This window comes from Pseudomonas helmanticensis (assembly GCF_900182985.1).
GTDB classification, from domain to species: Bacteria; Pseudomonadota; Gammaproteobacteria; order Pseudomonadales; family Pseudomonadaceae; genus Aquipseudomonas; species Aquipseudomonas helmanticensis.
In genome coordinates, this window is sequence record NZ_FXUY01000001.1 from 4,935,202 (window position 1) to 4,957,486 (window position 22,285).

20 protein-coding genes are annotated in these 22,285 nt (G+C 60.3%); 7 read left to right on the plus strand and 13 right to left on the minus strand.

Annotation, left to right across the window (positions count from 1 at the left end; translation table 11 throughout):
• Window positions 1-13 precede the first annotated feature (13 nt).
• Complete coding sequence (gene fdhA / locus QOL84_RS22030) at window positions 14-1,213, plus strand: formaldehyde dehydrogenase, glutathione-independent (protein ID WP_008086916.1); 1,200 nt, start codon at window positions 14-16, stop codon at window positions 1,211-1,213.
• Between the two features lie 57 nt (window positions 1,214-1,270).
• On the opposite strand, the gene QOL84_RS22035 is transcribed toward fdhA, so the two are convergent.
• From QOL84_RS22035 to QOL84_RS22045, 3 genes are all read right to left on the minus strand, one after another.
• Window positions 1,271-1,582 (minus strand): hypothetical protein, encoded by a 312-nt coding sequence (locus QOL84_RS22035; protein WP_283438537.1) that lies wholly within the window; start codon window positions 1,580-1,582, stop codon window positions 1,271-1,273.
• A 211-nt stretch (window positions 1,583-1,793) separates the two neighbouring features.
• The gene (locus QOL84_RS22040; RefSeq protein ID WP_283438538.1) at window positions 1,794-2,468 is read right to left on the minus strand and encodes an anti-sigma factor; all 675 of its coding nucleotides are present in this window, start codon (window positions 2,466-2,468) and stop codon (window positions 1,794-1,796) included.
• Window positions 2,465-3,100: a sigma-70 family RNA polymerase sigma factor gene (locus QOL84_RS22045; RefSeq protein WP_283438539.1), complete on the minus strand. Its 636-nt coding sequence runs from the start codon at window positions 3,098-3,100 to the stop codon at window positions 2,465-2,467. The genes QOL84_RS22040 and QOL84_RS22045 overlap by 4 nt, the downstream gene beginning before the upstream one ends.
• Before the next feature lie 148 nt (window positions 3,101-3,248).
• On the opposite strand from QOL84_RS22045, the gene QOL84_RS22050 reads away from it, so the two are divergent.
• The gene (locus QOL84_RS22050; protein ID WP_129395815.1) at window positions 3,249-3,806 is read left to right on the plus strand and encodes a DUF2780 domain-containing protein; all 558 of its coding nucleotides are present in this window, start codon (window positions 3,249-3,251) and stop codon (window positions 3,804-3,806) included.
• A 1-nt stretch (window position 3,807) separates the two neighbouring features.
• Here the strand turns inward: QOL84_RS22050 and yihG are convergent, their stop codons facing one another.
• The gene (gene yihG, locus QOL84_RS22055; RefSeq protein ID WP_129395814.1) at window positions 3,808-4,695 is read right to left on the minus strand and encodes a 1-acylglycerol-3-phosphate O-acyltransferase, YihG family; all 888 of its coding nucleotides are present in this window, start codon (window positions 4,693-4,695) and stop codon (window positions 3,808-3,810) included.
• A gap of 257 nt (window positions 4,696-4,952) precedes the next feature.
• Here yihG and rloA2 point away from each other — a divergent pair, with 257 nt between their 5' ends.
• From rloA2 to creD, 4 genes are all read left to right on the plus strand, one after another.
• Complete coding sequence (gene rloA2 / locus QOL84_RS22060) at window positions 4,953-5,456, plus strand: retropepsin-like aspartic peptidase RloA2 (RefSeq protein ID WP_053124525.1); 504 nt, start codon at window positions 4,953-4,955, stop codon at window positions 5,454-5,456.
• Between the two features lie 72 nt (window positions 5,457-5,528).
• Window positions 5,529-6,209: a two-component system response regulator CreB gene (gene creB / locus QOL84_RS22065; RefSeq protein ID WP_129395813.1), complete on the plus strand. Its 681-nt coding sequence runs from the start codon at window positions 5,529-5,531 to the stop codon at window positions 6,207-6,209.
• Window positions 6,209-7,627 carry a two-component system sensor histidine kinase CreC gene (gene creC / locus QOL84_RS22070; RefSeq protein ID WP_283438540.1) on the plus strand — a complete coding sequence of 473 codons (1,419 nt, stop codon included), beginning with the start codon at window positions 6,209-6,211 and terminating at the stop codon, window positions 7,625-7,627. The genes creB and creC overlap by 1 nt, the downstream gene beginning before the upstream one ends.
• A gap of 171 nt (window positions 7,628-7,798) precedes the next feature.
• On the plus strand, window positions 7,799-9,166 hold the full coding sequence (creD, locus tag QOL84_RS22075; protein WP_283438541.1) for a cell envelope integrity protein CreD: 1,368 nt from the start codon (window positions 7,799-7,801) through the stop codon (window positions 9,164-9,166).
• 208 nt (window positions 9,167-9,374) lie between these two features.
• Here creD and QOL84_RS22080 read toward each other — a convergent pair whose 3' ends face one another.
• The 8 genes from QOL84_RS22080 to QOL84_RS22115 form a co-directional block, all read right to left on the minus strand.
• Window positions 9,375-10,004 carry a glutathione S-transferase gene (locus QOL84_RS22080; protein ID WP_283438542.1) on the minus strand — a complete coding sequence of 210 codons (630 nt, stop codon included), beginning with the start codon at window positions 10,002-10,004 and terminating at the stop codon, window positions 9,375-9,377.
• A gap of 176 nt (window positions 10,005-10,180) precedes the next feature.
• Window positions 10,181-10,360, minus strand: a complete 180-nt coding sequence (locus QOL84_RS22085; protein WP_283438543.1) for a hypothetical protein — start codon at window positions 10,358-10,360, stop codon at window positions 10,181-10,183.
• The gene (locus tag QOL84_RS22090; protein ID WP_283438544.1) at window positions 10,357-11,487 is read right to left on the minus strand and encodes a PepSY-associated TM helix domain-containing protein; all 1,131 of its coding nucleotides are present in this window, start codon (window positions 11,485-11,487) and stop codon (window positions 10,357-10,359) included. Before QOL84_RS22090 ends, QOL84_RS22085 begins: the two co-directional genes overlap by 4 nt.
• 74 nt (window positions 11,488-11,561) lie before the next feature.
• Complete coding sequence (locus tag QOL84_RS22095; protein ID WP_283438545.1) at window positions 11,562-14,000, minus strand: TonB-dependent siderophore receptor; 2,439 nt, start codon at window positions 13,998-14,000, stop codon at window positions 11,562-11,564.
• A gap of 208 nt (window positions 14,001-14,208) precedes the next feature.
• A complete protein-coding gene (locus tag QOL84_RS22100) occupies window positions 14,209-15,183 on the minus strand; it encodes a FecR domain-containing protein (protein WP_283438546.1) in 975 nt (324 codons plus the stop codon).
• A complete protein-coding gene (locus tag QOL84_RS22105; protein WP_256661316.1) occupies window positions 15,180-15,656 on the minus strand; it encodes an RNA polymerase sigma factor in 477 nt (158 codons plus the stop codon). Before QOL84_RS22105 ends, QOL84_RS22100 begins: the two co-directional genes overlap by 4 nt.
• 245 nt (window positions 15,657-15,901) lie before the next feature.
• A complete protein-coding gene (locus QOL84_RS22110; RefSeq protein ID WP_283438547.1) occupies window positions 15,902-16,609 on the minus strand; it encodes a 3'-5' exonuclease in 708 nt (235 codons plus the stop codon).
• Complete coding sequence (locus QOL84_RS22115) at window positions 16,606-18,540, minus strand: DUF294 nucleotidyltransferase-like domain-containing protein (protein WP_346772243.1); 1,935 nt, start codon at window positions 18,538-18,540, stop codon at window positions 16,606-16,608. The genes QOL84_RS22110 and QOL84_RS22115 overlap by 4 nt, the downstream gene beginning before the upstream one ends.
• A gap of 258 nt (window positions 18,541-18,798) precedes the next feature.
• On the opposite strand from QOL84_RS22115, the gene QOL84_RS22120 reads away from it, so the two are divergent.
• Window positions 18,799-19,245: a response regulator gene (locus QOL84_RS22120; protein WP_283438549.1), complete on the plus strand. Its 447-nt coding sequence runs from the start codon at window positions 18,799-18,801 to the stop codon at window positions 19,243-19,245.
• Window positions 19,246-19,657: 412 nt separating this feature from the next.
• Here the strand turns inward: QOL84_RS22120 and QOL84_RS22125 are convergent, their stop codons facing one another.
• Window positions 19,658-21,835 carry a malate synthase G gene (locus QOL84_RS22125; RefSeq protein WP_283438550.1) on the minus strand — a complete coding sequence of 726 codons (2,178 nt, stop codon included), beginning with the start codon at window positions 21,833-21,835 and terminating at the stop codon, window positions 19,658-19,660.
• Window positions 21,836-22,285 lie beyond the last annotated feature (450 nt).

Genomic DNA, 22,285 nt, shown 5'->3' on the forward strand with positions numbered 1-22,285 from the left:
GCGAGGTGAAAGCATGTCTGGCAATCGTGGTGTGGTGTATCTCGGCGCGGGCAAGGTCGAAGTACAGAAAATCGACTATCCGAAAATGCAGGACCCGCGCGGTCGCAAGATCGAGCACGGGGTCATTCTCAAAGTGGTTTCCACCAACATCTGCGGCTCCGACCAACACATGGTGCGCGGCCGTACCACGGCGCAGACCGGTCTGGTGCTGGGCCACGAAATCACCGGCGAGGTGATCGAAAAAGGCTCCGACGTCGAAAACCTGAAAATCGGTGATCTGGTCTCGGTACCGTTCAACGTTGCATGCGGGCGCTGCCGTTCCTGCAAAGAGCAACACACCGGCGTCTGCCTGACCGTCAACCCGGCCCGAGCCGGCGGTGCTTACGGTTACGTCGACATGGGCGACTGGACCGGTGGCCAGGCCGAATACGTGCTGGTGCCGTACGCCGACTTCAACCTGCTGAAACTGCCGGACCGGGACAAGGCCATGGAGAAAATCCGCGACCTGACTTGCCTCTCCGACATCCTCCCGACCGGTTACCACGGCGCCGTGACAGCGGGCGTCGGCCCGGGTAGCACCGTGTACATTGCCGGCGCCGGCCCGGTCGGTCTGGCCGCTGCCGCTTCCGCGCGTCTGCTGGGGGCGGCGGTGGTGATCATCGGCGACGTCAACACCATCCGCCTGGCTCACGCCAAGGCTCAAGGTTTTGAAATTGTTGACCTGTCGAAAGACGCACCTTTGCACGAACAGATCGCCGCGTTGTTGGGCGAACCGGAAGTAGATTGCGCGGTGGACTGCGTCGGTTTCGAAGCCCGCGGTCACGGCCATGACGGTGCCAAATCGGAAGCACCGGCCACCGTACTCAACTCGCTGATGGGCGTGGTCCGCGTGGCGGGCAAGATCGGTATTCCGGGCCTGTATGTCACCGAAGATCCGGGTGCCGTCGACGCTGCGGCAAAAATGGGCAGCCTGAGCATTCGCTTCGGTCTGGGCTGGGCCAAGTCGCACAGCTTCCACACCGGCCAAACCCCAGTGATGAAGTACAACCGCCAACTGATGCAGGCGATCATGTGGGATCGCATCAACATTGCCGAAGTGGTGGGCGTGCAGGTGATCAGCCTCGATCAGGCGCCAGAAGGTTACGGCGAGTTCGATGCGGGCGTGCCGAAGAAGTTTGTGATTGATCCGCACAAATTGTTTAGTGCGGCGTAAGTTTCGCTCCCATGAAAAAGGGCAACCTGTCGGGTTGCCCTTTTTTTACGTTGGTTTTTATTCTTTGAACGAGCATTTGCTGGCGTCACCGTCAGCAGTAGCACAGTCATCACCTTTCCAGTTGCTCCCGGTGGCTTTAACCGGGGTCTCGTTTCGATAACTGATCGAGGCGCCGCGATCGCCCTTACCTTCATACCGGCAAATAACCACCGATTTTGGTGTGTCTTTGTCTTTAAGGCGTGCGGAAGTGAAGGTGAGATCGTCGGCGTCTTGAGATTGGCTCACCGAGACTGTCGGGCAAGTAGCGGCATAGGCGGTACTCATCATGGCCAGACTCATCAGGACACCCGTGATAACTTTCAGCTTCATCATTTGTACTCCGTTACATAAATGGGAGCCGCAATACTCGCGTGGATGATGGTTGTCGCCTAGTGTCAGATCTGACAGGTTTATAGTTCGTTTTGAAATATCGATTCACATGGCGTGCAACTAAAGGGCCTAAAAGATCGCAGCCTTCGGCAGCTCCTACACCAATCCATGTAGGAGCTGCCGAAGGCTGCGATCTTTTGATCTTCCGCAATTAGAGGGCTGCCAAAGCACCCTGATAAAGAACCGGTCCAGTCGGCTGCCCGGTCGGCGAACCACCCTTCGGTTCCAGACTCACCGCCAGCGCAATCGGCTTCCCGATCAGAGTCTTCTGCGCCTCGCTCAACTCGACCTTGCCCTTGCCACCCGCCGGGATCACACCCAGCGAGATCGGTTTGCCGTCGGCAGGGATTGCCCACAGTTCCAGGCTGCGATCAGGCGCGACGGAGGCCAGTGTCAGCGGCTCCACTTGCAGATAATCCGCATGCGCCTCGACCTTCAGCGCCGGTTGCGCCTCGGCGGTCAGCAGGGTGGCGCTGTAGCGGGTGTCGTCGCGGTTGTACAGCGAACCGAGGAACACCAGCACGACAATCGAGCAAGCTGCCGCCGAGAGTCGTAGCCAATTCCAGAACGGACGTTTCTCGGGGACATGCAGCACTTGCGGTTCGATGCGCGCGGTGATGCCTTGCCACACGCGGTCCGGCACCGGATGTTCCGGCAAGGATTCGGTGAGGCTGACCAGCGCTTCCTGCCACTGCGCCAGTTCGGCACGCAACGCAGGGTCATCCAGCAGCAATTGTTCAAAACGCCGACGTGCAGGCGCAGGCATCAGGCCGATGGCGTAATCGGCGGCGAGGGCGCGGCGCAGGGCGGGGGTCTGGTAGTTCATGATTCAAGGCACCGGCGCAAGCGTTCCATGCCGCGGCGGATCCATGATTTGACCGTCCCCAGCGGTGTCGCGAGGTGTTCGGCGAGTTCCGTACACGACAATCCCTGAAAGTAGGCCACAGTGATCGACTGGCGCTGCATGCTTTCAAGCGTTTCCAGGCAACGGTTCAACGCATGAGCCTCACGGGCGCTGTCCAGTTGTTCGTGAGCCGAAGGACTGGCGTCCGCCAGCGCGTCCTGTTCCAGATCGGTCAGCGGGCGCTCGCGCTGTTTGCGCAACTGGTCGATGGCTTGATTGCGGGTGATGTTGATCATCCAGGTCAGCGGCGCCGACAAGTGCGCTTGATAGCGCGAGGCGTTGTTCCAGATGCGCACGAAGGCTTCCTGCAATACTTCTTCAGCCAGATCCGCGCGGCCCATGAAACGCAGGGCCACGCCATGCAGGCGCGGGCCGACGCTGCGGTAGAGGGTTTCGAAGGCGCGACGGTCACCCAGTGAACACTGGGCCAACAGCTGTCGCAACTGATCGGTGTCGGCGGTGGAAATAGCGACTCTCCAGGCAAATGTCGGGCGACGAGGGCGCAGCTCGGGCTGTTCACAGGCTAGTTCAGCGATAGCGGTTGTGCCATTCATCGCGGCAATTCCAGGGTTTCACGATTCATATACGTGGGTATGATGAAAATGGATGCGCAGGCGAGGAACATGCCCGCGAGTCCCCGGTCAAACCGGCAGTTTTATCGTCCATCGACGGACGGTTTTCACAGCGCAAGAGGATGTCTGAATGAAGATTTCACGCGGTATTGCCATGGCTTCGCTGATGACCCTTGCGGCCAGCCCGGTGTTTGCCGGTTTCAGCCTGGACGATGTGACCAAGGCAGCTTCAAGCATGCAGGGCGGCAACGCGGCCACTGCTGCGGCACCGACCTCGGAAACCGCTGGCCTGCTGCAAGCGGTCACCGGTCTGGGTGTTACCCCTCAGCAAGCCGTCGGCGGCACCAGTGCAATGCTTGGCCTGGCCAAGAACCAGTTGAGCAGCACCGATTATTCGCAGTTGGCCAAAGAAGTGCCGGGCATCGACAAGCTGTCGGGCGGTAGCGGCAACCTGGCAGCGTTGAGCGGGTTGTTGGGCTCGTCGGGCAAGTCGGCCGGTCTGGAAAACGCACTGGGCAACGTCAAGAACACCAGTGACCTGAACAACGCCTTCGGCGCGTTGGGCATGGACAGCGGCATGGTCGGCCAGTTTGCCCCGGTGTTGCTCAAGTATCTGGGTGACCAAGGCGTCGGCGGCCCGCTGCTGCAAAGCCTTGGCAGCATCTGGGGCGCCGGCACCGGTAGCTGATTCAGCGCCGCTCGCTGCGCAGTTCGGCGATGCGTCGATCCTTGTCGTTCCAGAGCTGGTTGACCCAGTTCTGGACCGTCTGGCGAAACGCCGGATCGTTCTCGTAATCGCCCTGCCACAGCGCCGGATCGAGTTCGCGGGTCTGGATGTCGATGATCACGCGCGGCACGGCGCCGCTGATCAAATCCCAGAAGCCTGGAATTTTCTCCTGTGGATAAACCACAGTGACATCGAGAATCGCATCCAGCTGTTCACCCATCGCCGCCAAGACAAACGCCACGCCGCCAGCCTTGGGCTTGAGCAAATGGTTGAACGGTGATTGTTGCTCGGCGCTTTTCGCCGCCGTGTAGCGCGTGCCTTCCAGATAATTCACCACGGTCACTGGCTGTCGCTTGAACAGCTCGCAGGCCTGTTTGGTGATCTCCAGATCCTTGCCCGCCAGCTCGGGGTTCTTCGCCAGAAAGGCCTTGGTGTAGCGCTTCATGAACGGGTAATCCAGCGCCCACCACGCCAGCCCCAGAAACGGCACCCAGATCAGTTCTTTCTTGAGGAAGAATTTGAAGAACGGCGTGCGCCGGTTCAGCGTCTGGATCAGCGCCGGGATGTCGACCCACGATTGGTGGTTGCTGACCACCAGGTACGAGGTGTCGCCACGCAGATCCTCGCCACCGCGAATGTCCCACTGAGTGGGGATGCACAGGCGGAAAATCAGCTTGTCGATCTCGGCCCAGGTCTCGGCGATCCACATCACCGCCGACGACGCATAGTCGCGCCAGCGGCCCGGGGCGACCAGTTTGAGCAGGGCAAACACCAGCAACGGCCCGATCAGGATCAGGGTGTTGAGCAACAGCAGCAAGGTGACGAAACAGCCGGTGAGCAGGCGGCGCATAAGCAACTCTTTGCAAACGGATGGGCGCGCCATGATAAGCAGCTTCGCGCGGCAGGCCAAATCAACGCTGACGAATGTTTCACTTTAGTCGCGTTAACCTGATCGTTCCCACGCTCTGCGTGGTAACGCCGCCCGGGACGCTCCGCGTCCCTGTGACGCAGAGCGTCACTGGATGCATGCCCACGCAGAGCGTGGGAACGATCAAGCGCGCAACGGTCTAAAATTCCGTTGCCTAACTCCCCAAGGAAGCCCCTTACGTGAAATCCCTCCTTGCACTGTTTGCCCTCGTCGCCCTGCCGGTCATGGCCGCCGAGCCGACCCTGTACGGGCGCTACGAATACATCGCGCTGCCGGAAATCGGCGGCGAAGTGCTCAAGGCCAAGATGGACACCGGCGCGCTGACTGCCTCGCTGTCGGCCAAGGACATCGAAACCTTCACCCGCGATGGCGAGGATTGGGTGCGTTTCCGCCTCGGCACCAAGGACGCCAGCAACAAGGTCTACGAACACAAGGTCGCGCGGATCAGCAAGATCAAGAGCCGCTCGGATGAAGAGGACGAGGGCGAAAGCACCGAAGTCGCCAAGCGCCCGGTGGTCGACCTGGAGCTGTGCCTGGGCGACGTCAAGCGTACCGTAGAGGTCAACCTGACCGACCGCAGCAACTTCAATTATCCGCTGCTGATCGGTGCCAAAGCCTTGCGCGAGTTCGGTGCGGCAGTCAACCCGGCGCGGCGCTTCACGGCTGACAAACCGGACTGCTGAGCCAAGTGGTCTCATTGACGTAACGTCAGGCTTGGGGCACCGTTCGCGCACTCAACCACGGGCTCGGACGCCATGCCTCATATCCTGATTGTCGAAGACGAAGCGGCGATTGCCGACACGCTGATTTTTGCCTTGCAGGGCGAGGGTTTCAGCACCACGTGGCTGAGCCTTGGCGCAGCGGCGCTGGAGCATCAGCGACAGACCCCGGCCGATCTGATCATCCTCGACATCGGCCTGCCGGACATCAGCGGTTTCGAGACCTGCAAACAGCTGCGGCGTTTCAGCGAAGTGCCGGTGTTGTTCCTCAGCGCCCGTGATGCCGAGATTGATCGCGTGGTCGGGCTGGAGATCGGCGCTGACGACTACGTGGTCAAGCCGTTCAGCCCGCGCGAAGTCGCGGCGCGGGTCAAGGCGATCCTCAAACGCATGGCGCCACGTCCCGCCATCGAGGCCGCTTCGGCGCTGTTTCGCATTGATCCCGAGCGCGTGCAGATCAGCTATCGAGGCCAGCCGCTGAGCCTGACCCGCCACGAATTCCGTCTGCTGCAATGCCTGCTCGAACAACCCGAGCGGGTGTTCAGCCGCGAACAATTGCTCGACGCGCTGGGCGTGGCGGCCGATGCCGGTTACGAGCGCAGCATCGACAGCCACATCAAGAGCCTGCGCGCCAAGTTGCGGCTGGTGCGTGCCGCCGCCGAGCCGATCCAGACCCATCGCGGCCTCGGCTACAGCTATAGTCCGGGGCACAGCTGATGTCGTTGGGCCTGCGGATATTTCTGGTGTATGTGCTGTTTATCGGCCTCACCGGTTATTTCGTGCTCAATACGGTAATGGAAGAAATCCGTCCCGGCGTGCGTCAGTCCACCGAAGAAACCCTGGTGGACACCGCGAACCTGATGGCGGAAATCCTTCGTGACGACTTCAAGGCCGGCACCCTCAGCGAGAATCGCTGGCCGCAGTTGCTGCGCGCCTATGGCGAACGCCAGCCGCAAGCGACGATCTGGGGCTTGCCGAAAAATCAGGTCAACCACCGCATCTACGTAACTGACGCCAAGGGCATCGTCGTCCTCGACTCCAGCGGGGTGGCGGTCGGTCAGGATTACTCGCGCTGGAACGACGTCTACCTGACCCTGCGCGGTGAGTACGGCGCGCGCTCGAGCCGCAGCGATCCGAATGACGCCAACTCTTCGGTAATGCACGTCGGCGCGCCGATTCGCGATAACGGCAAAATCATCGGCGTGGTCACCGTGGCCAAGCCCAACAGTTCATTGCAGCCTTATGTTGATCGCACCGAGCGGCGCTTGCTGTTTTACGGCGCGGGTCTGATCGGCCTCGGTCTGCTCTTCGGTGCATTACTGTCGTGGTGGCTGAGCCGTGCGCTGCATCGTTTGACCGGTTACGCCCAAGCCGTCAGCGAAGGTCGGCGGGTGGAAGTGCCGCATTATCGCGGCGGTGAACTGGAACAACTCGCCACCGCTGTGGAGCAGATGCGCACGCAACTGGAAGGCAAGGCCTACGTCGAGCGTTATGTGCACACACTGACCCATGAATTGAAGAGCCCGCTGGCGGCGATTCGTGGCGCCGCCGAGTTGCTGCAAGGGGAAATGCAGCCGGTTCAGCGCCTGCGGTTTGTCGGCAACATCGACAGTGAAAGCGCGCGGATGCAGCAGTTGATCGAGCGGTTGCTGAATCTGGCGCAAGTCGAACAACGCCAAGGCCTGGAAGAACGGGTCGCGGTGCCACTGGCGGTGTTGGTGGATGAGTTGTTGCAGGCGCAGGCCGCGCGGATTGAAGGTAAACAGCTGCGGATCGAGCAGATGATTGCGGCGGATCTGCTGTTGACGGGCGAGCCGTTTCTGTTGCGCCAGGCGCTGGGCAATCTGCTGGAGAATGCCCTCGATTTCACCCCTCGAGAGGGGTTGTTGCGTTTCAGTGCCGAGCGGGTTGACGAGCAGATCGAGTTTCGTCTGTTCAATGAAACTGCGCCGATTCCTGACTACGCTTTGCCGCGTCTGACTGAGCGCTTCTACTCGTTGCCGCGTCCGGACAGTGGGCGCAAAAGCACGGGGTTGGGGCTTAACTTCGTTGAAGAAGTGGTCAAGTTGCATGGTGGGGTGATGCGGATTCGCAATGTCGAGAACGGGGTTGAAGTGAGATTGCGCTTGCCTTGATACCGAGGTGCGGCTATTGCGAGCTGGCTCACTCCTACAGTTTGGAATGCGTTCCCCTGTAGGAGCTGCCGAAGGCTGTGATCTTTTGATCCCCACACAAACTCCACAATCTCCCCACATTCCTCCCACAACCAATCACCAGACTCTGCCCATCCAAACAGGGAGAGTCCCATGAACAAGAATCTGACAATAAAGCTCGGCGCCATTGCCCTGCTGATCCTGCTGCTGTTGATCCCGTTGCTGATGATTGATGGCGTTATCGATGAGCGCCAACAACTGCGCGACGGCGTACTCGAAGACATTGCCCGCAGTTCCAGTTACAGCCAGCAACTGAGCGGGCCGGTGATGGTGGTGCCGTATCGCAAAGTGGTACGCACGTGGAAAACCAACGAAAAAACCAATCAGCGTTATGAAGACATCGGCGAAGAGCGCGGACGTCTGTATTTCTTGCCGGAGCGTTTCGAACTCGACGGGCAGGTGCAAACCGAGCTGCGCAAGCGTGGCATTTACGAGGCGCGGCTGTTCCACGCGGATAACCGTATCAATGGGCATTTCTCGTTGCCGGCCCAGTTGGGCATCAAGGAAAACTTCGCCGACTACCAGTTCGACGCGCCGTTTCTCGCCGTGGGCATCAGCGATATTCGCGGGATCGAAAACGCGCTGAAACTGGAACTCGACGGTCAGCGCCTGGACTTTGTGCCAGGTACCGAGGTCGGCTGGCTCGGTCAAGGTGTGCGGGTAGCACTGCCAGTGCTCGACACCAGCAAACCTGTGGAAATGGCCTTCGCTTTCGACCTGCGCCTGCAGGGCACGGGTTCGTTGCAGGTGTTGCCGGTGGGCAAGACCAGCGGCGTCAGCCTCGCCGCCAACTGGCCGCATCCGAGTTTCGTCGGCAACTTTCTGCCGGCCAAGCGCGAGATCAACGATCAGGGTTTCAGCGCCGATTGGCAGACTTCGTTTTTCTCCACCAACCTGCAAGAGGCGATGGAGCGCTGCGTGCTCGGCGACTGCGAGGCGTTCAACGGGCGCAGTTTCGGGGTGAGTTTCATCGACCCGGTGGATCAGTATCTGAAGAGTGACCGGGCGATCAAATATGCCTTGCTGTTCATCGTCCTGACGTTCGCCGGTTTCTTCCTCTTCGAAGTGCTCAAGAGCCTGGCGGTGCACCCGGTGCAGTACGCGTTGGTCGGTGTCGCGCTGGCGTTCTTTTATCTGTTGTTGCTGTCGTTGTCCGAGCACATCGGCTTTGCCCTCGCGTATCTGCTGTCGGCCAGTGGTTGTGTGTTGTTGATCGGCTTTTATGTCTGCCACGTGTTGCACAGCGTGCGCCACGGCTTGAGTTTTTCGGCGGGGTTGGCGGCGTTGTATGGCCTGCTGTATGGGTTGCTGAGTGCCGAGGATTACGCGCTGTTGATGGGCTCGTTGTTGCTGTTCGGTTTGCTCGGGGTGTTCATGGTGCTGACGCGCAAACTGGATTGGTACGGGATTGGGCAGAAACCGGCCAAGCCGTTGGCGTTTGATATCGGGGTGGTGGAATGAGCCGGTCGTTGGGGTTGCGCGAGGATCAGCGCTGGAAGGATGAGTTGGTGACGCGGATTATCGGCTATTTGCCTGTGGAACCGAGTTGCCGCCATCGCTGGCAAGCCAGCTCCCACAGGGTTTGTGGCGGATCGGTGGTTGGTGTCATCACCGATTCCATTGTGGGAGCGGGCTTGCTCGCGAAGAGGCCGGAACAGGCACCCAAGAACTAAGGCTTGGGCATCGTCGCGATCATGGACGCTCGCTGACTCACCTCAAAAAACCAGTTGGCCAATTGCGGGTTGGCGTCACGCCAGCCTAGGTCCGGGAAGCGCAGGTCGAGGTAACCGAGCGCACACGCCACGCTGATCGCGGCCACATCGAAGTGGCTGGTCAGCTCGGCGATTGCATCGTTTTCCAACAGATTCAACGCGCGACGGATCTTCTCGCGTTGGGCTTCGAGCCATTCGTCCCAATGTTTCTCTGGCGCGCGCAAGACCAGTTCATAACGCACCATCACCGAGGCGTCCATGATCCCGTCAGCCATCGAGGCCAGAGTCAGACGACGCCAGCGGGCCGCGCCTTCACGCGGGATCAACGGGTTGCCGACGTGTTGGTGGTCGAGGTATTCGAGGATCACGCGGCTGTCATGGATGACGTTGCCATCGGCCAGGCGCAGGGCCGGAATCTTGCCCAGCGGATTGTCGGCGTTGAGCTCGGCACTCGGGCTGACCGGGCTGAGCACACAGTCTTGCAACGCGACGCGATCCTGCTGGCCGGTCTCGTGCAGCAACACCATCACTTTGCGTACGAACGGGGAAAGCGTGTTGTGGTACAGGGTCATGCTGGGGGCGGACATTGGCAGGGTCTCGATCAGAACGATGAGGGAGCAGCATAGCGCGTCAGCGCACGAGCTCAAGCCTGACGCCGGACCCAATGTAGGAGTGAGCCTGCTCGCGATAGCGCAATAACATTCAACATCAATGTTGGCTGACCCACCGTTATCGCGAGCAGGCTCACTCCTACAAAGGTTTTTCAGCTTCGCAGCAGTAGACCTCTTATGGCCAGAACCGCCGGCACACCCAGCCCGACCCAGCTCAACGCATCCCAGACCCCGTCCCCCAGCAACGCCGCAAACAACCCCGCCGCACTCAGCAACGCAATCACGATCGGCGTGCTGAAGACTTTCCAGAAATTCGACTGACGCGGCTTCATGCAGAGGCCTCCGCCGGTTCCGGCACAGGCTTGGCGGCCTTGCGCCGCACCACCCACAGATACACGCCACTGCCAAGAACGATGATGGTCAGCACATCGAGCGTGGCCCAGAGGATTTTCATTGGCATGCCGCCGTAGTCACCGAAGTGCAGCGGCTGCGACATGCCCATGGCGTCCATGTACCACGGCCGCTCGGCCACCGCCGTGACCTTCAGGGTAGTGGCGTCGATCAACACCGGCGTCAACAAGTGCGAAGTCAGGTGCGTGCCGCCCTTCATGAACACCGAGTAATGATGCTCGCTGGAAAACCGCGTGCCGGGGAAGGCAATGAAATCCGGCTTCATGCCCGGTGCAACTTCAGCGGCGATATCGAGCAACCGCGTGGCCGGCGCCAGATGGGTCAGTGGCGGGGCGTCGCGATAAGGCTCGATCAGCGCAGTCAGTGCTTCGTTGCGCCAAGCGGCGATCAACAGATCGGCGCAGGCGCTGATCACACCGGTGACGCCCACCACCAGCGCCCACGTCAGGGTGACTACGCCGATCAGGTTATGCAGGTCAAGCCAGCGCAACCGGGTGGATTTATCCTGGCGCACCGTGCCGAATTTCAGCCGGCGCATGAACGGCAAATACAGCACCGTCCCGGAGACGATGGCCACGACAAACAGCAAACCCATGAACGCCAGCAGCAACTTGCCCGGCAGCCCGGCGAACATGTCGACATGCAGGCGCAGGATGAACAGCATCAAGCCGCCGTTGGCCGACGGGGTTTCCAGCGCTTCACCAGTGCGCGCATCGAGCATGAAGGTGTGCGAGGAGTTCGGCTCGGTGCCGGCGGTTTTCGCCATGATCGTCAGCACGGCATTCGGCTCATCGTCGTCGAAGCCGAAGTACTGCACGACGTCGTCAGGGCGATGTTTTTCTGCGGCCTCGACCAGTTGCGCCAGATTCAGCCGCGGCGTGTCGGCGGGCATCTCACGCACTTCGGGGGCATCGCCGAGCAGGTGCTCGATCTCGTGATGGAAAATCAGTGGCAAACCGGTCAATGCCAGCATCAGCAAAAACACGGTGCAGATCAGACTGGTCCAGGTGTGGATAAACGACCAGCGACGAATTGTTTTACTTTTCATTTCATGACCTTCAAAAACACCAAAGCCGTCCACGAGGGACGGCCTGGTCACAGGGCCTGTTTCAGCTCAGTTGCTTACCACTTGTAAGTGGCACTGGCGACGACGCTGCGCTGGTCGCCGTAGTAGCAGTAGAAACCGTCGCAGGTGGAAATGTAGTCCTTGTCGAACAGGTTGGTCGCGTTGAGTGCCAGCGACGCGCCTTTGAGGCTGTTGTCCAGACGGCCGAGGTCGTAATGCACGGCCGCGTCGAACACGGTGTAGGCGTCAGCCTTGCCCAGCCAGGTGTTGCCTTTGTCGCCGTAGGTGTTGCCGGTGTAGCGCACGCCGCCGCCGATGCCGAAGCCGTCGAGTAGGCCGGTGTGCCAGGTGTAGTCGGTCCACAGCGAGGCTTGCTGGTTCGGCATCAGTTGCAGGCGATTGCCTTTGTCGACGCCTTTCTGCACCTCGGACTTGGCCAGGGTGTAGGCGGCGATGACTTTCAGGTTATCGGTCACGTCGGAGACCGCTTCCAGCTCCAGGCCTTTGACTTTCACTTCGCCGGTCTGGCTGGTGATCGTCACGTTGTTGACGATGCTGTTGACCGAGACGTTCTTCTGGGTCAGGTCATACACCGCCGCGCTGAGCAGGGTTTTGCTGCCCGGTGGCTGGTACTTGATGCCCATTTCCCACTGCTTGCCTTCGGTCGGCTTGAACGAGTCGGTCGAGGTCGCGTCGGCGCCGCTGGTGGGCTGGAACGATTCGGCATACGACAGGTATGGCACAAAACCCGAGTCGAACACGTAGCTGATCGCCGCGTTGCCGCTGAACGCTTTGTCACGCTGAGTGTTGGTGGCGTCGCCCTTGTTGATGAACTGCGTGCTGGTGTGCACCCAGTCTTCACGCCCGCCGAGGGTCAGGCGCCACTGGTCGAGGGCCATCTGGTCCTGCACGTAGAGACCGGTCTGGGTGGTCTTCTGGTCGTAATCGTAAAACGCGCTGGAGCGCGGTGGACGCACGATGGTCTGGCCGTAGATCGGGTTGTTGACGTTGATGTCCGGCGCGGAGCCAAAGATCGAGGTGTAGTTGGTGTTGCTGCGTTGATGATCGAGACCCAGCAGCAGCGTATGGCGGATGTCGCCGGTGGCGAAATCGGCCTGGAAGTTGTTGTCCACGGCGAACTGGCTGATGTCTTCATCGACGTTGGTGGTGCCGCGGCCGACATTGCCCTGATCGTCGACGGTGAACCCGGCGAACGACGGGTTGTAGCTGTTGACGGTGACGGTCTGGAAGGCCAGATCCGACTTGGTGTAACGCAGGTTCTGCTTGAACTGCCAGACGTCATTCAGGCGATGTTCGAAGGCGTAACCGAGCGCGTAGTAGGTGCGGTCGTAGTAGTCGTAGTCAGGATCACCGAGGTTCTTGTGGTGGGAGATCTTGCCGAACGGCATGTCGATCTTGGTGCCCTGGATCGGGTAGAACTGGCTGGTGACGCCGGTATCGTCACGGGTGAACTGCGTGAGCAGGGTCAGCTTGGTATCGTCGTCGATATTCCAGGTCAGGCTCGGCGCGATGTTGTAGCGCTTGTTTTCGATGTGGTCGATCTGCGTGTCGCTGTCGCGCACGACGCCGCTGATGCTGTACAGGAACTGACCAGCCTCATCAATCTTGTCGGTGCTGGCGAAGTTGATCTGGCGATGGTTGTCGCTGCCGTATTGCAGCTGAATTTCGCTGCTGGCTTCGGCACTTGGACGGCGGCTGACCATGTCCAGCAAGCCGCCCGGAGGCGTCTGGCCGTATACCGACGACGCCGGGCCACGCAGCAGGGCGAGGCGATCGAGGTTCCAGGTTTCCGGTTTCGGGTTGGCGTAGACACCGCGTGGCAGCGGCAGGCCATCGAGGAACTGGGTCGGCTCGAAACCACGCACGCGCAGCCAGTCGATGCGGGTGTCGCTGCCGTAGCTGCTGGCGGTGATGCCCGGCATGTAGCGCACGGCGTCGTCGAGGCTGTGCACGCCACGATCTTCCATTTGCTGGCGCGTCGCAACCGAGATCGAGCGGGGAGCTTCGACCAGCGCGGTGTCGGTCTTGGTGCCGGCGGCGGTGCGGGTGGCGGTGTAGCCCTCGACCGGGCTCCAGGCGGTTTCGCTGTTTTCCACGCCGATGACCGAAGTCTCCGGCAGGGCCAGCGTACCTTCAGGCACGGCGACCAGGCTGTAAGTGCCGGCGTTGCTTTGTTCCAGTTGCAGACCGGTGCCACGCAGGGCTGCACGCAAGGCGCCGGCCGCGTCGTACTGACCGCTCACCGGTGCCGAGGTCTTGCCGGCTGCCAGCGCCGGGTTCAGCGACAGCGCGAGGCCGCCCTGGCTGGCGATCTGGTTGAGCGTGGTCGACAGCGGCGCGGCGGGCAGGTTGTAGGCGCGAACGCTGGACGCTTGTTCAGCGGCGAGCAACGGGTTGCTGATCAGCGGCGCGCTGAGAGCAATGGCGACGGCCAGCAGGCTGGGGCGCAACAAGGTGTCTAGCGAACGGGACATACGGCGGCTCCTGAATGGAAATATTTCTCAATTGCCTGTGTGCCGGATGAAACTCGAAAAGTGATAGGGCTGGATGAAAATAATTTCGATTTGCGGAAAACAGCGGTGTGGCGGATGACGCCATCGCGAGCAGGCTCACTCCTACAGGGGAACGCATTTCAACTGTAGGAGTGAGCCTGCTCGCGATAGCAACCGCTCAGCCACCCGATCATTCAGGCTTGGAATCAGCCTTCGCGACTGTCACCCAATACTGCGTGTGCTGCTCGATCTGTACCGGCAGGGTCGGCAGCAGGGCGTTCAGCGCTTTGTCGGTGTCATGCAGCGGAAAGCTGCCGGTAATCCGCAGATCAGCCACGTCCGGCGCGACGCCCAGGTGCCCGCGTCGATAACGCCCGAGTTCATGCACCAGATCGCCCAGCCGCGCGTTGTCGACCACCAGCATGCCGCGCGTCCACGCGTCGGCGCCGGGATTGAGCGCGACAATCGGGTCCAGCCCGTCGCTACGCAGCAGCACTTGCTGGCCTTCACGGAGGATCTGTTCTTCAGGGTTCGTTGGCGTGTGTGCCGCCACCGCCGACTGCAACACGCTCAGGCGCGTGCCATCTTCCTCGCGCTTGACCAGGAACCGCGTGCCGAGGGCGCGCATGCTGCCCTCGCGGGTTTCGACGATAAACGGCCGCGCATCGCCATGACCGGTTTCGACGAGAATCTCGCCTTCCTGCAAAACGATCAGCCGGCGCTTGTCATCGAAACGCACATCCACCGCGCTGTGGGTGTTGAGATTGAGCACGGTACCGTCGGCAAGGTGCAGGGTGCGTTGTTCACCGGTGGCTGTGCGCTGATCGGCGAGCCAGTAATCCAGCGGCAGATAACGCTCACTCAGGAACAGGCCCAGGCCGATGACCACGACGACGCTGGCCAAACCGCTGCCAAGCCTGCGCACGCGCCGGCGAATGCCCTCGCGCGATTGCAACAAGGCACTGCGCGCCGGACCTTTGGCCACGCTGAAGCGCTGATCGAGCATGCCCAGCTGCCGCCAGGCGCGCGCGTGTTCTTCATGCGCTGCGTGCCATTTGGCGAACTCTTCGCGTTCCAGCGGGCTGCTCGAATCGAGGGTCAGTTGCCAGGCAATTGCCGCGTCCAGCACATGCGCCGGTACGGGGCGGGAACTGGCGGGACTCATGTCGGCTCACCGTACAGGGCGATGTAGCACTGACGAATGCCTTGCGCCAGATACTGACGCACGCGCGGCACCGAAACACCGAGCTTCTCGGCGATCTCGGCATGGCCGAGGCCATCAAGGCGGTTGTACAGGAAAGCGGCGCGGGCCTTGGTCGACAGTTTGCCGAGCAAGCGGTCGATGGCCTTGAGGTCTTCGAGGATCAGTTGCTGTTCTTCTATAGAAGGTTGTTCGCCTTCAGGGATCAGCATCAATTCGGTGAGATAGGCCTGCTCCAGCGCGGCGCGACGGAAATAGTCGAACAGCAGGCCTTTGGCGATCGCCACCAGAAAGGCCCGTGGCTCACGCGGCGTCAGCAATTCATCGCGGCCGAGCAGGCGCACGAAAGTGTCCTGGCTCAAGTCTTCGGCGCGTTGCGGACAGGCCACATTGCGCCGCAGCCACGCCAGCAGCCAACCGCGATGGTCGCGATACATCGCACCGACGAGCTGACTGTGAGGGCTTGGGGCTGACGACACCGGACATCACCGATTGGGAAATGTTAACTAACGCGAATTGTTCGCGATTCTGGCAGAGGTGGGAATGGTTAGCAATTGGCCACTGGTCAGATGACACGTTTGGACAACCCTGTAGGAGCTGCCGCAGGCTGCGATCTGTTGATCTTGTTTTTGCAGATCAAGGTCAAAAGATCGCAGCCTTCGGCAGCTCCTACAGGGGGGGGTTAGAAGGACGGCGCTTGCTGGCGGCGCTTCCATTGGCTCAGGCGTTGCTGCAGGTTCAGCGGGCTGTGCATCTGTTGCTGACGCGCGCGACTGAACAAAATCAATGCCAGTTCCGCCGTGGCCAACGCATCGGCACTCGCGTTATGCCGTTCGAACACCTCAAGCTTGAACCAGTCGATCCACTCATCCAGCCCGGCTTCGCGAATGTTCGCCTGTGGGCACAGCAGCGGGGCGATGTCGGCGACATCCAGAAACACCTGCTGCAACTTGTGCCCCAGATGCTCCTTCAACGCGCGTCCAAGCATGTGCTGATCGAATGGCGCATGAAACGCCAACACCGGGCTGTCGCCGATAAACTCCAGCAGTTCCAGCAATGCTTCGACCGGGTCACTGCCGGCGGCAATCGCATTCGGCCCCAGGCCATGAATCAATACGCTGGGGCTGAGCTTCAACTCTGTGCATTGCAGCGTGCGTTCGAACTGCTGGCTGAAATCGATCGCGCCATCCTCGATCACCACCGCGCCAATCGACAACACCCGATCCTTGTTCAGGTTGAGCCCGGTGGTTTCCAGATCCAGCACCACCCAGCGCTGCTCACGCAGGCTGCATTCACCCAGCTCGGTGATCGCGGGCAGTTTTGCCAGGCGTTGCTGTAAATCCACTGACAGCACCGGGCTGGCCGGACGCAGCCACGAAAACAGGCTCATAGCTGATACCGCAAGGTCAGGCTGCTTTGCAGGCGCTGCGCCTGTCGCAACGACTCACGCAGAATGCGCCGATCGAGATGGTTGAGGCTGTCCGGATCGACGCGGTTGGAGTACGGCAGATTCTCGCGGGTCTGCAGTTGATGCTGTTGCATGCGCGTCTGCTGGATGAAGTGATACGCCTCTTCATAGGCCGCGCCGTCGAGCCGTTCGATGACTTCCTTGTCGACCAACTGACGGAAACGTTCGAGGGTGTTGTTGGCGTCGATGCCGTTGGCCAGCGCCAGCAGTCGCGCGCCATCGACGAACGGCGTCAGGCCTTGGACCTTGAGATCGAGCGTGGCTTTCTCGCCATTCTTGCGCGCCAGTACAAACTCGCGGAAGCGCCCGACCGGCGGACGATTGCGTAGCGCGTTGTCGGCCATCATGCGCTGGAACAAGCGGTTGTCGCCGACCTGATCGAGAATGCTCCGGCGTAGTTGCGCGCAACCTTGTTCATCGCCCCAGACCACGCGCAGATCGAAATAAATGCTCGACCCCAACAGGTTCTCCGGCGTCGCCTCACGAATAAACGCCGCAAAGCGCCGTGCCCATTCCGCCCGCGACAAGCACAGCTCGGGGTTGCCGGCCATGATGTTGCCCTTGCACAAGGTGAAGCCGCACTGCGCCAGGCTCTGATTGATCTGTTGGGCAATCGGCAGCAGCTTGCCGCGAATCTCCGCCGCATGCGCGGCATCGCGGGCATCGAACAGAATGCCGTTGTCCTGATCGGTGTGCAGCGTTTGCTCGCGGCGGCCTTCACTGCCGAAACACAGCCAACTGAACGGCACGCCGGGGTCGCCTTTTTCGGCGAGGGTCAGTTCGATCACCCGGCACACGGTGTGGTCGTTGAGCAGGGTGATGATGTGGGTGATCTGCGTCGAAGACGCGCCGTGAGCGAGCATGCGTTCGACCAGTTGGCCGATCTCGCCGCGCAGGCTCACCAATTGTTCGACGCGTTGCGCGCTGCGAATGGTCCGCGCCAGATGCACCAGATCGACCCGTTGCAGCGAGAACAGATCACGCTCCGAGACCACTCCGCACAGGCGTTGATCCTTGACCAGACAGACGTGGGCGATGTGCCGTTCGGTCATGGCAATCGCCGCATCGAAGGCGCTGTGGTCCGGTGAAAGGTAGAAGGGCGCGTGGGTCATATGGCGCTCGATGGCTTCGCCGAAATCGCCGATGCCTTCAGCCACGACATGGCGCAGATCACGCAGGGTGAAAATCCCCAGCGGCGCCTTGTGCTGATCCACGACGACGATGCTGCCGACCTGTTGCTCATGCATCAGCTTCACCGCTTCGCGCAGTGGCGTTTGCGGGCTGCACGTCACCGGGTGACGCATCGCCAGTTCGCCGAGGCGGGTGTTCAGCGAGTACTGGGTGCCGAGGGTTTCCACGGCTTTCTGCTGCACTTGCTGATTGACCTGATCGAGCAGGCTGCTGACCCCGCGCAAGGCGAAATCACGGAAGCTGTTGGAGAGCGCGAATAACTTGATGAACGCCAGTTTGTTCAGTTGCAGGCAGAAGGTGTCTTCGCCAGCCAAATGCTCGGTGCGCGTCGCGCGTTCGCCGAGCAATGCGGCCAGCGGAAAACATTCGCCGGTAGTGATTTCAAACGTGGTCTCGGTGCCGGGTTTGGTGATGTGCTGGCGTTCGCCAACCACCCGGCCCTGTTTGACGATATAGAAGTGTTCGACCGGGCCGTCGCTGGGTTTGATGATGCTCTCGCCCTGACCATAGAACCGCAGCTGACATTGCTCCACCAGATAAGCCAGGTGAGCGTGTTCCATCTGATTGAAGGGCGGGAAGCGCTGGAGGAATTGCAGGGTGCCCTGAATGTTCTGCAATACCGCGGTTTTCCCTGCCTGGGTGAAGGCGTCCGCTTTACTCATAACCATTACCGCAGTCTTTTTTGAATTGTTGTTGTCGGATCGTTGCGGCCATGGTCGACCCCTGCGCGCAGGGTGCCCATTGGACGTAAGTCTAGGTTTTGCCACCATTGGCGCAGTTTCGGAGATGCCCTACGCAAACAGTCGGAAATTCCCGCAGTTACCCCCTTGGAAAAAAATCCGACGAAGTGCACATTGAAGCTCTGCCCAGCGATGTCTGACCACATGCCAGGTGATTGATTTGCACACTTAGAGAACGCTATGTCCGACCACGATATTTTGAGCGATGCCGAGCGTGAAGCGCTCAGCGCAGTGATGCTCGAACCCGATCTGCCGCCGCAACGTGTCCTGATCGTCGATGACGACAAGGATGCGCGGGAACTGCTATCGGAGATTCTCGCGTTGGACGGCATTCGTTGCATGACCGCGGCCAGTGGCGAAACGGCACTGAAGATGCTCGCCGAGAAACCTTTGATCGGCTTGGTGATCACCGATCTGCGCATGGGCAATGTCGATGGCCTGGATCTGATTCGCCAGGTGCGCGAGTCGGTGAGGGCGGCGATGCCGATCATCATTGTCTCGGGCGACGCCGATGTGAAGGACGCAATCGCGGCGATGCATTTGAGCGTGGTGGATTTTCTGCTCAAGCCGATTGATACGGTGAAGTTATTGGCGTTGGTGAAACATGAATTGGGGATTGAGCTGTAGAAGCCCCTCACCCTAGCCCTCCCGAAACGTCGGACCGCCCGGAGGGAGAGGGGACTGACCGCGGTGGATGTTCGAGGTACACCGACTTGAGATTCCCAGTCGAACTCAGGTTTTGAAAAGCACCAAGATCAGCTCCCTTGCCCCTCTACCCTTGGCAATTCCTGAGTCGAGCTCAGATTTTGAAAAGCATACAGATCTGCTCCCTTTCCCCTCTACCCGTGGCAATTCCTGAGCCGAGCTCAGATTTTGAAAAGCATATAGATCTGCTCCCTTTCCCCTCTACCCCATGGGGGAGAGGGCTGGGGTGAGGGGGATGGATCTTAAGCCGACCAGAAAACCCAGCCCCGCAGCATAAACAAAAAAGCCCTGATCTCTCGATCAGGGCTTTTTCATATCCGGCATCTACGCAAATTTACAGGCCGTTGGCTGCCTTGAACTCGCGACGACGACGGTGCAGGACCGGCTCGGTGTAGCCGTTCGGCTGCTTGGTGCCTTCGACCACCAGTTCGACCGCCGCCTGGAAGGCGATGTTGCTGTCGAAGTTGGGGGCCAGCGGACGGTACAGCGGATCGTTGGCGTTCTGACGGTCAACCACCGGCGCCATGCGCTTGAGGCTTTCCATCACTTGCGCTTCGGTGACCACGCCGTGGCGCAGCCAGTTGGCGATGTGCTGGCTGGAAATACGCAGCGTGGCACGGTCTTCCATCAGGCCGACGTCATTGATGTCCGGCACTTTGGAGCAACCAACGCCTTGGTCGATCCAGCGCACTACATAACCGAGAATGCCCTGGGCGTTGTTGTCCAGTTCGTTCTTGATCTGCTCCGGGGTCCAGTTCGGGTTGACCGCCAGCGGGATGGTCAGGATGTCGTCCACCGAAGCGCGAGCACGTTTGGCCAGTTCGGCCTGACGGGCGAACACGTCGACCTTGTGGTAGTGCAGCGCGTGCAGTGCAGCAGCGGTCGGCGATGGAACCCAGGCGGTGTTGGCGCCGGCCAGTGGATGCGCAATTTTCTGCTCGAGCATCGCCGCCATCAGGTCCGGCATCGCCCACATGCCTTTGCCGATTTGTGCGCGACCTTGCAGGCCGGTGCTCAGACCGATATCAACGTTCCAGTTTTCGTAGGCGCCGATCCACTTCTCTGCCTTCATGTCGGCCTTGCGTACTACCGGGCCGGCTTCCATGGAGGTGTGGATTTCATCGCCAGTGCGGTCGAGGAAACCGGTGTTGATGAACACCACGCGCTCGCTGGCTGCCTTGATGCAGGCCTTGAGGTTGACCGTGGTACGGCGTTCCTCGTCCATGATCCCGACTTTCAGCGTGTTGCGCGCAAGGCCCAGCACGTCTTCGATGCGACCGAACAGCTCGTTGGTGAACGCTGCTTCTTCCGGGCCGTGCATCTTCGGTTTAACGATGTAGACCGAACCGGTGCGGGTGTTGCGACGCGAGGTGTTGCCGTTGAGGTTGTGCATCGCCGCGAGGCAAGTGACCAGACCGTCGAGGATGCCTTCCGGCACTTCGTTACCGTCTTTGTCGAGAATCGCGTCGATGGTCATCAGATGGCCAACGTTACGCACGAACAACAGCGAACGACCGTGCAGCGTCACTTCACCGCCATTCGGCGCGGCGTAGGTACGATCCGGATTCATGGTGCGAGTGAAGGTCTGGCCGCCCTTGGACACGGATTCCGACAGATCGCCCTTCATCAGGCCGAGCCAGTTTCGGTAGATCACCACTTTGTCGTCGGCATCGACGGCCGCCACGGAGTCTTCGCAGTCCATGATGGTGGTCAGGGCCGCTTCCATCAGGATGTCTTTGACGCCGGCCGCATCGGTCTGGCCGACCGGGGTGGTGGCGTCGACCTGGATTTCGAAATGCAGACCGTTGTGTTTCAGCAGGATCGCGATTGGCGCGTTGGCGTCGCCCTGGAAACCGATCAGTTGCGCATTGTCGCGCAGGCCAGCGTTGCTGCCATCCTTGAGGGTGACCAGCAGTTTGCCGTCAGCGATTTTGTAGCCGGTCGAATCAACGTGGGAGCCAGCGGCCAATGGCGCGGCTTCGTCGAGGAAGGCACGGGCGAAGGCAATGACTTTGTCGCCACGCACCTTGTTGTAGCCTTTGCCTTTTTCCGCGCCACCGTCTTCGCTGATCGCGTCGGTGCCGTAGAGGGCGTCATACAGCGAACCCCAACGGGCATTCGAGGCATTGAGAGCGAAGCGGGCGTTCATCACCGGCACAACGAGTTGCGGGCCGGCGGTACGGGCGATTTCATCATCGACGTTTTGTGTCGTTGCCTGGAAATCAGCCGCTTCTGGCAGCAGATAACCGATTTCTTGCAGGAACGCTTTGTAGGCTACGGCGTCGTGCGCCTGACCGTTGCGTTCCTGATGCCAGGCGTCAATGCGTGCCTGGAAGTCATCGCGTTTGGCGAGTAGGGCTTTGTTCTTCGGCGCCAGGTCATGAATGACCTTGTCGGCACCTTCCCAGAATTTGTCGGCGGTGAGGCCGGTACCGGGAATGGCTTCGTTGTTCACGAAGTCGAACAGGACTTTGGCGACCTGCAGGCCACCGACTTGAACGTGTTCAGTCATTGCTTGCCTCACTCTGCTCAGCTATTTCGCTTTTCAGCTCTTCAATTTGACAATGAAGCCTCTGGCCATTTAAACCACAAACCTGCCGACCAGTACATGCCATTGCTGGCGGCTGGGCTGGGACCAATCAAAGGCTTGGGGCCTTGCTGACGGGGCTTTCAGGGTTGCGAACGTGCCTTGGGCAGACATCGGTTCAGCGTTATGTAGTGCGCGCTGCGGCATACTACATGATGAGTTGCGCTTGTGAAAATCAGACTAATTACGTCGTTCTGCGACCTCATGTCGCATTGCGGTCACATCGCGGAACGGGATGTTCTCAAAAAACCATTGGATTGTTCCAGCTAAATATCAAAAGTTGTACACATAAATACTATTTGGCTGCTATGGCGCAGTTTTTGTGGTGCGCACCTTGATGGCGAGTGGATTTGTGGCGAGGGGATTTATCCCCGT

Coding starts and splice junctions, on each gene's coding strand:
- fdhA (WP_008086916.1), top strand. CDS start 14: ATGTCTGGCAATCGTGGTGTGGTGTATCTCGGCGCGGGCAAGGTCGAA.
- QOL84_RS22035 (WP_283438537.1), bottom strand. CDS start 1,582: ATGAAGCTGAAAGTTATCACGGGTGTCCTGATGAGTCTGGCCATGATG.
- QOL84_RS22040 (WP_283438538.1), bottom strand. CDS start 2,468: ATGAACTACCAGACCCCCGCCCTGCGCCGCGCCCTCGCCGCCGATTAC.
- QOL84_RS22045 (WP_283438539.1), bottom strand. CDS start 3,100: ATGAATGGCACAACCGCTATCGCTGAACTAGCCTGTGAACAGCCCGAG.
- QOL84_RS22050 (WP_129395815.1), top strand. CDS start 3,249: ATGAAGATTTCACGCGGTATTGCCATGGCTTCGCTGATGACCCTTGCG.
- yihG (WP_129395814.1), bottom strand. CDS start 4,695: ATGCGCCGCCTGCTCACCGGCTGTTTCGTCACCTTGCTGCTGTTGCTC.
- creB (WP_129395813.1), top strand. CDS start 5,529: ATGCCTCATATCCTGATTGTCGAAGACGAAGCGGCGATTGCCGACACG.
- creC (WP_283438540.1), top strand. CDS start 6,209: ATGTCGTTGGGCCTGCGGATATTTCTGGTGTATGTGCTGTTTATCGGC.
- creD (WP_283438541.1), top strand. CDS start 7,799: ATGAACAAGAATCTGACAATAAAGCTCGGCGCCATTGCCCTGCTGATC.
- QOL84_RS22080 (WP_283438542.1), bottom strand. CDS start 10,004: ATGTCCGCCCCCAGCATGACCCTGTACCACAACACGCTTTCCCCGTTC.
- QOL84_RS22085 (WP_283438543.1), bottom strand. CDS start 10,360: ATGAAGCCGCGTCAGTCGAATTTCTGGAAAGTCTTCAGCACGCCGATC.
- QOL84_RS22090 (WP_283438544.1), bottom strand. CDS start 11,487: ATGAAAAGTAAAACAATTCGTCGCTGGTCGTTTATCCACACCTGGACC.
- QOL84_RS22095 (WP_283438545.1), bottom strand. CDS start 14,000: ATGTCCCGTTCGCTAGACACCTTGTTGCGCCCCAGCCTGCTGGCCGTC.
- QOL84_RS22100 (WP_283438546.1), bottom strand. CDS start 15,183: ATGAGTCCCGCCAGTTCCCGCCCCGTACCGGCGCATGTGCTGGACGCG.
- QOL84_RS22105 (WP_256661316.1), bottom strand. CDS start 15,656: ATGTATCGCGACCATCGCGGTTGGCTGCTGGCGTGGCTGCGGCGCAAT.
- QOL84_RS22110 (WP_283438547.1), bottom strand. CDS start 16,609: ATGAGCCTGTTTTCGTGGCTGCGTCCGGCCAGCCCGGTGCTGTCAGTG.
- QOL84_RS22115 (WP_346772243.1), bottom strand. CDS start 18,540: ATGAGTAAAGCGGACGCCTTCACCCAGGCAGGGAAAACCGCGGTATTG.
- QOL84_RS22120 (WP_283438549.1), top strand. CDS start 18,799: ATGTCCGACCACGATATTTTGAGCGATGCCGAGCGTGAAGCGCTCAGC.
- QOL84_RS22125 (WP_283438550.1), bottom strand. CDS start 21,835: ATGACTGAACACGTTCAAGTCGGTGGCCTGCAGGTCGCCAAAGTCCTG.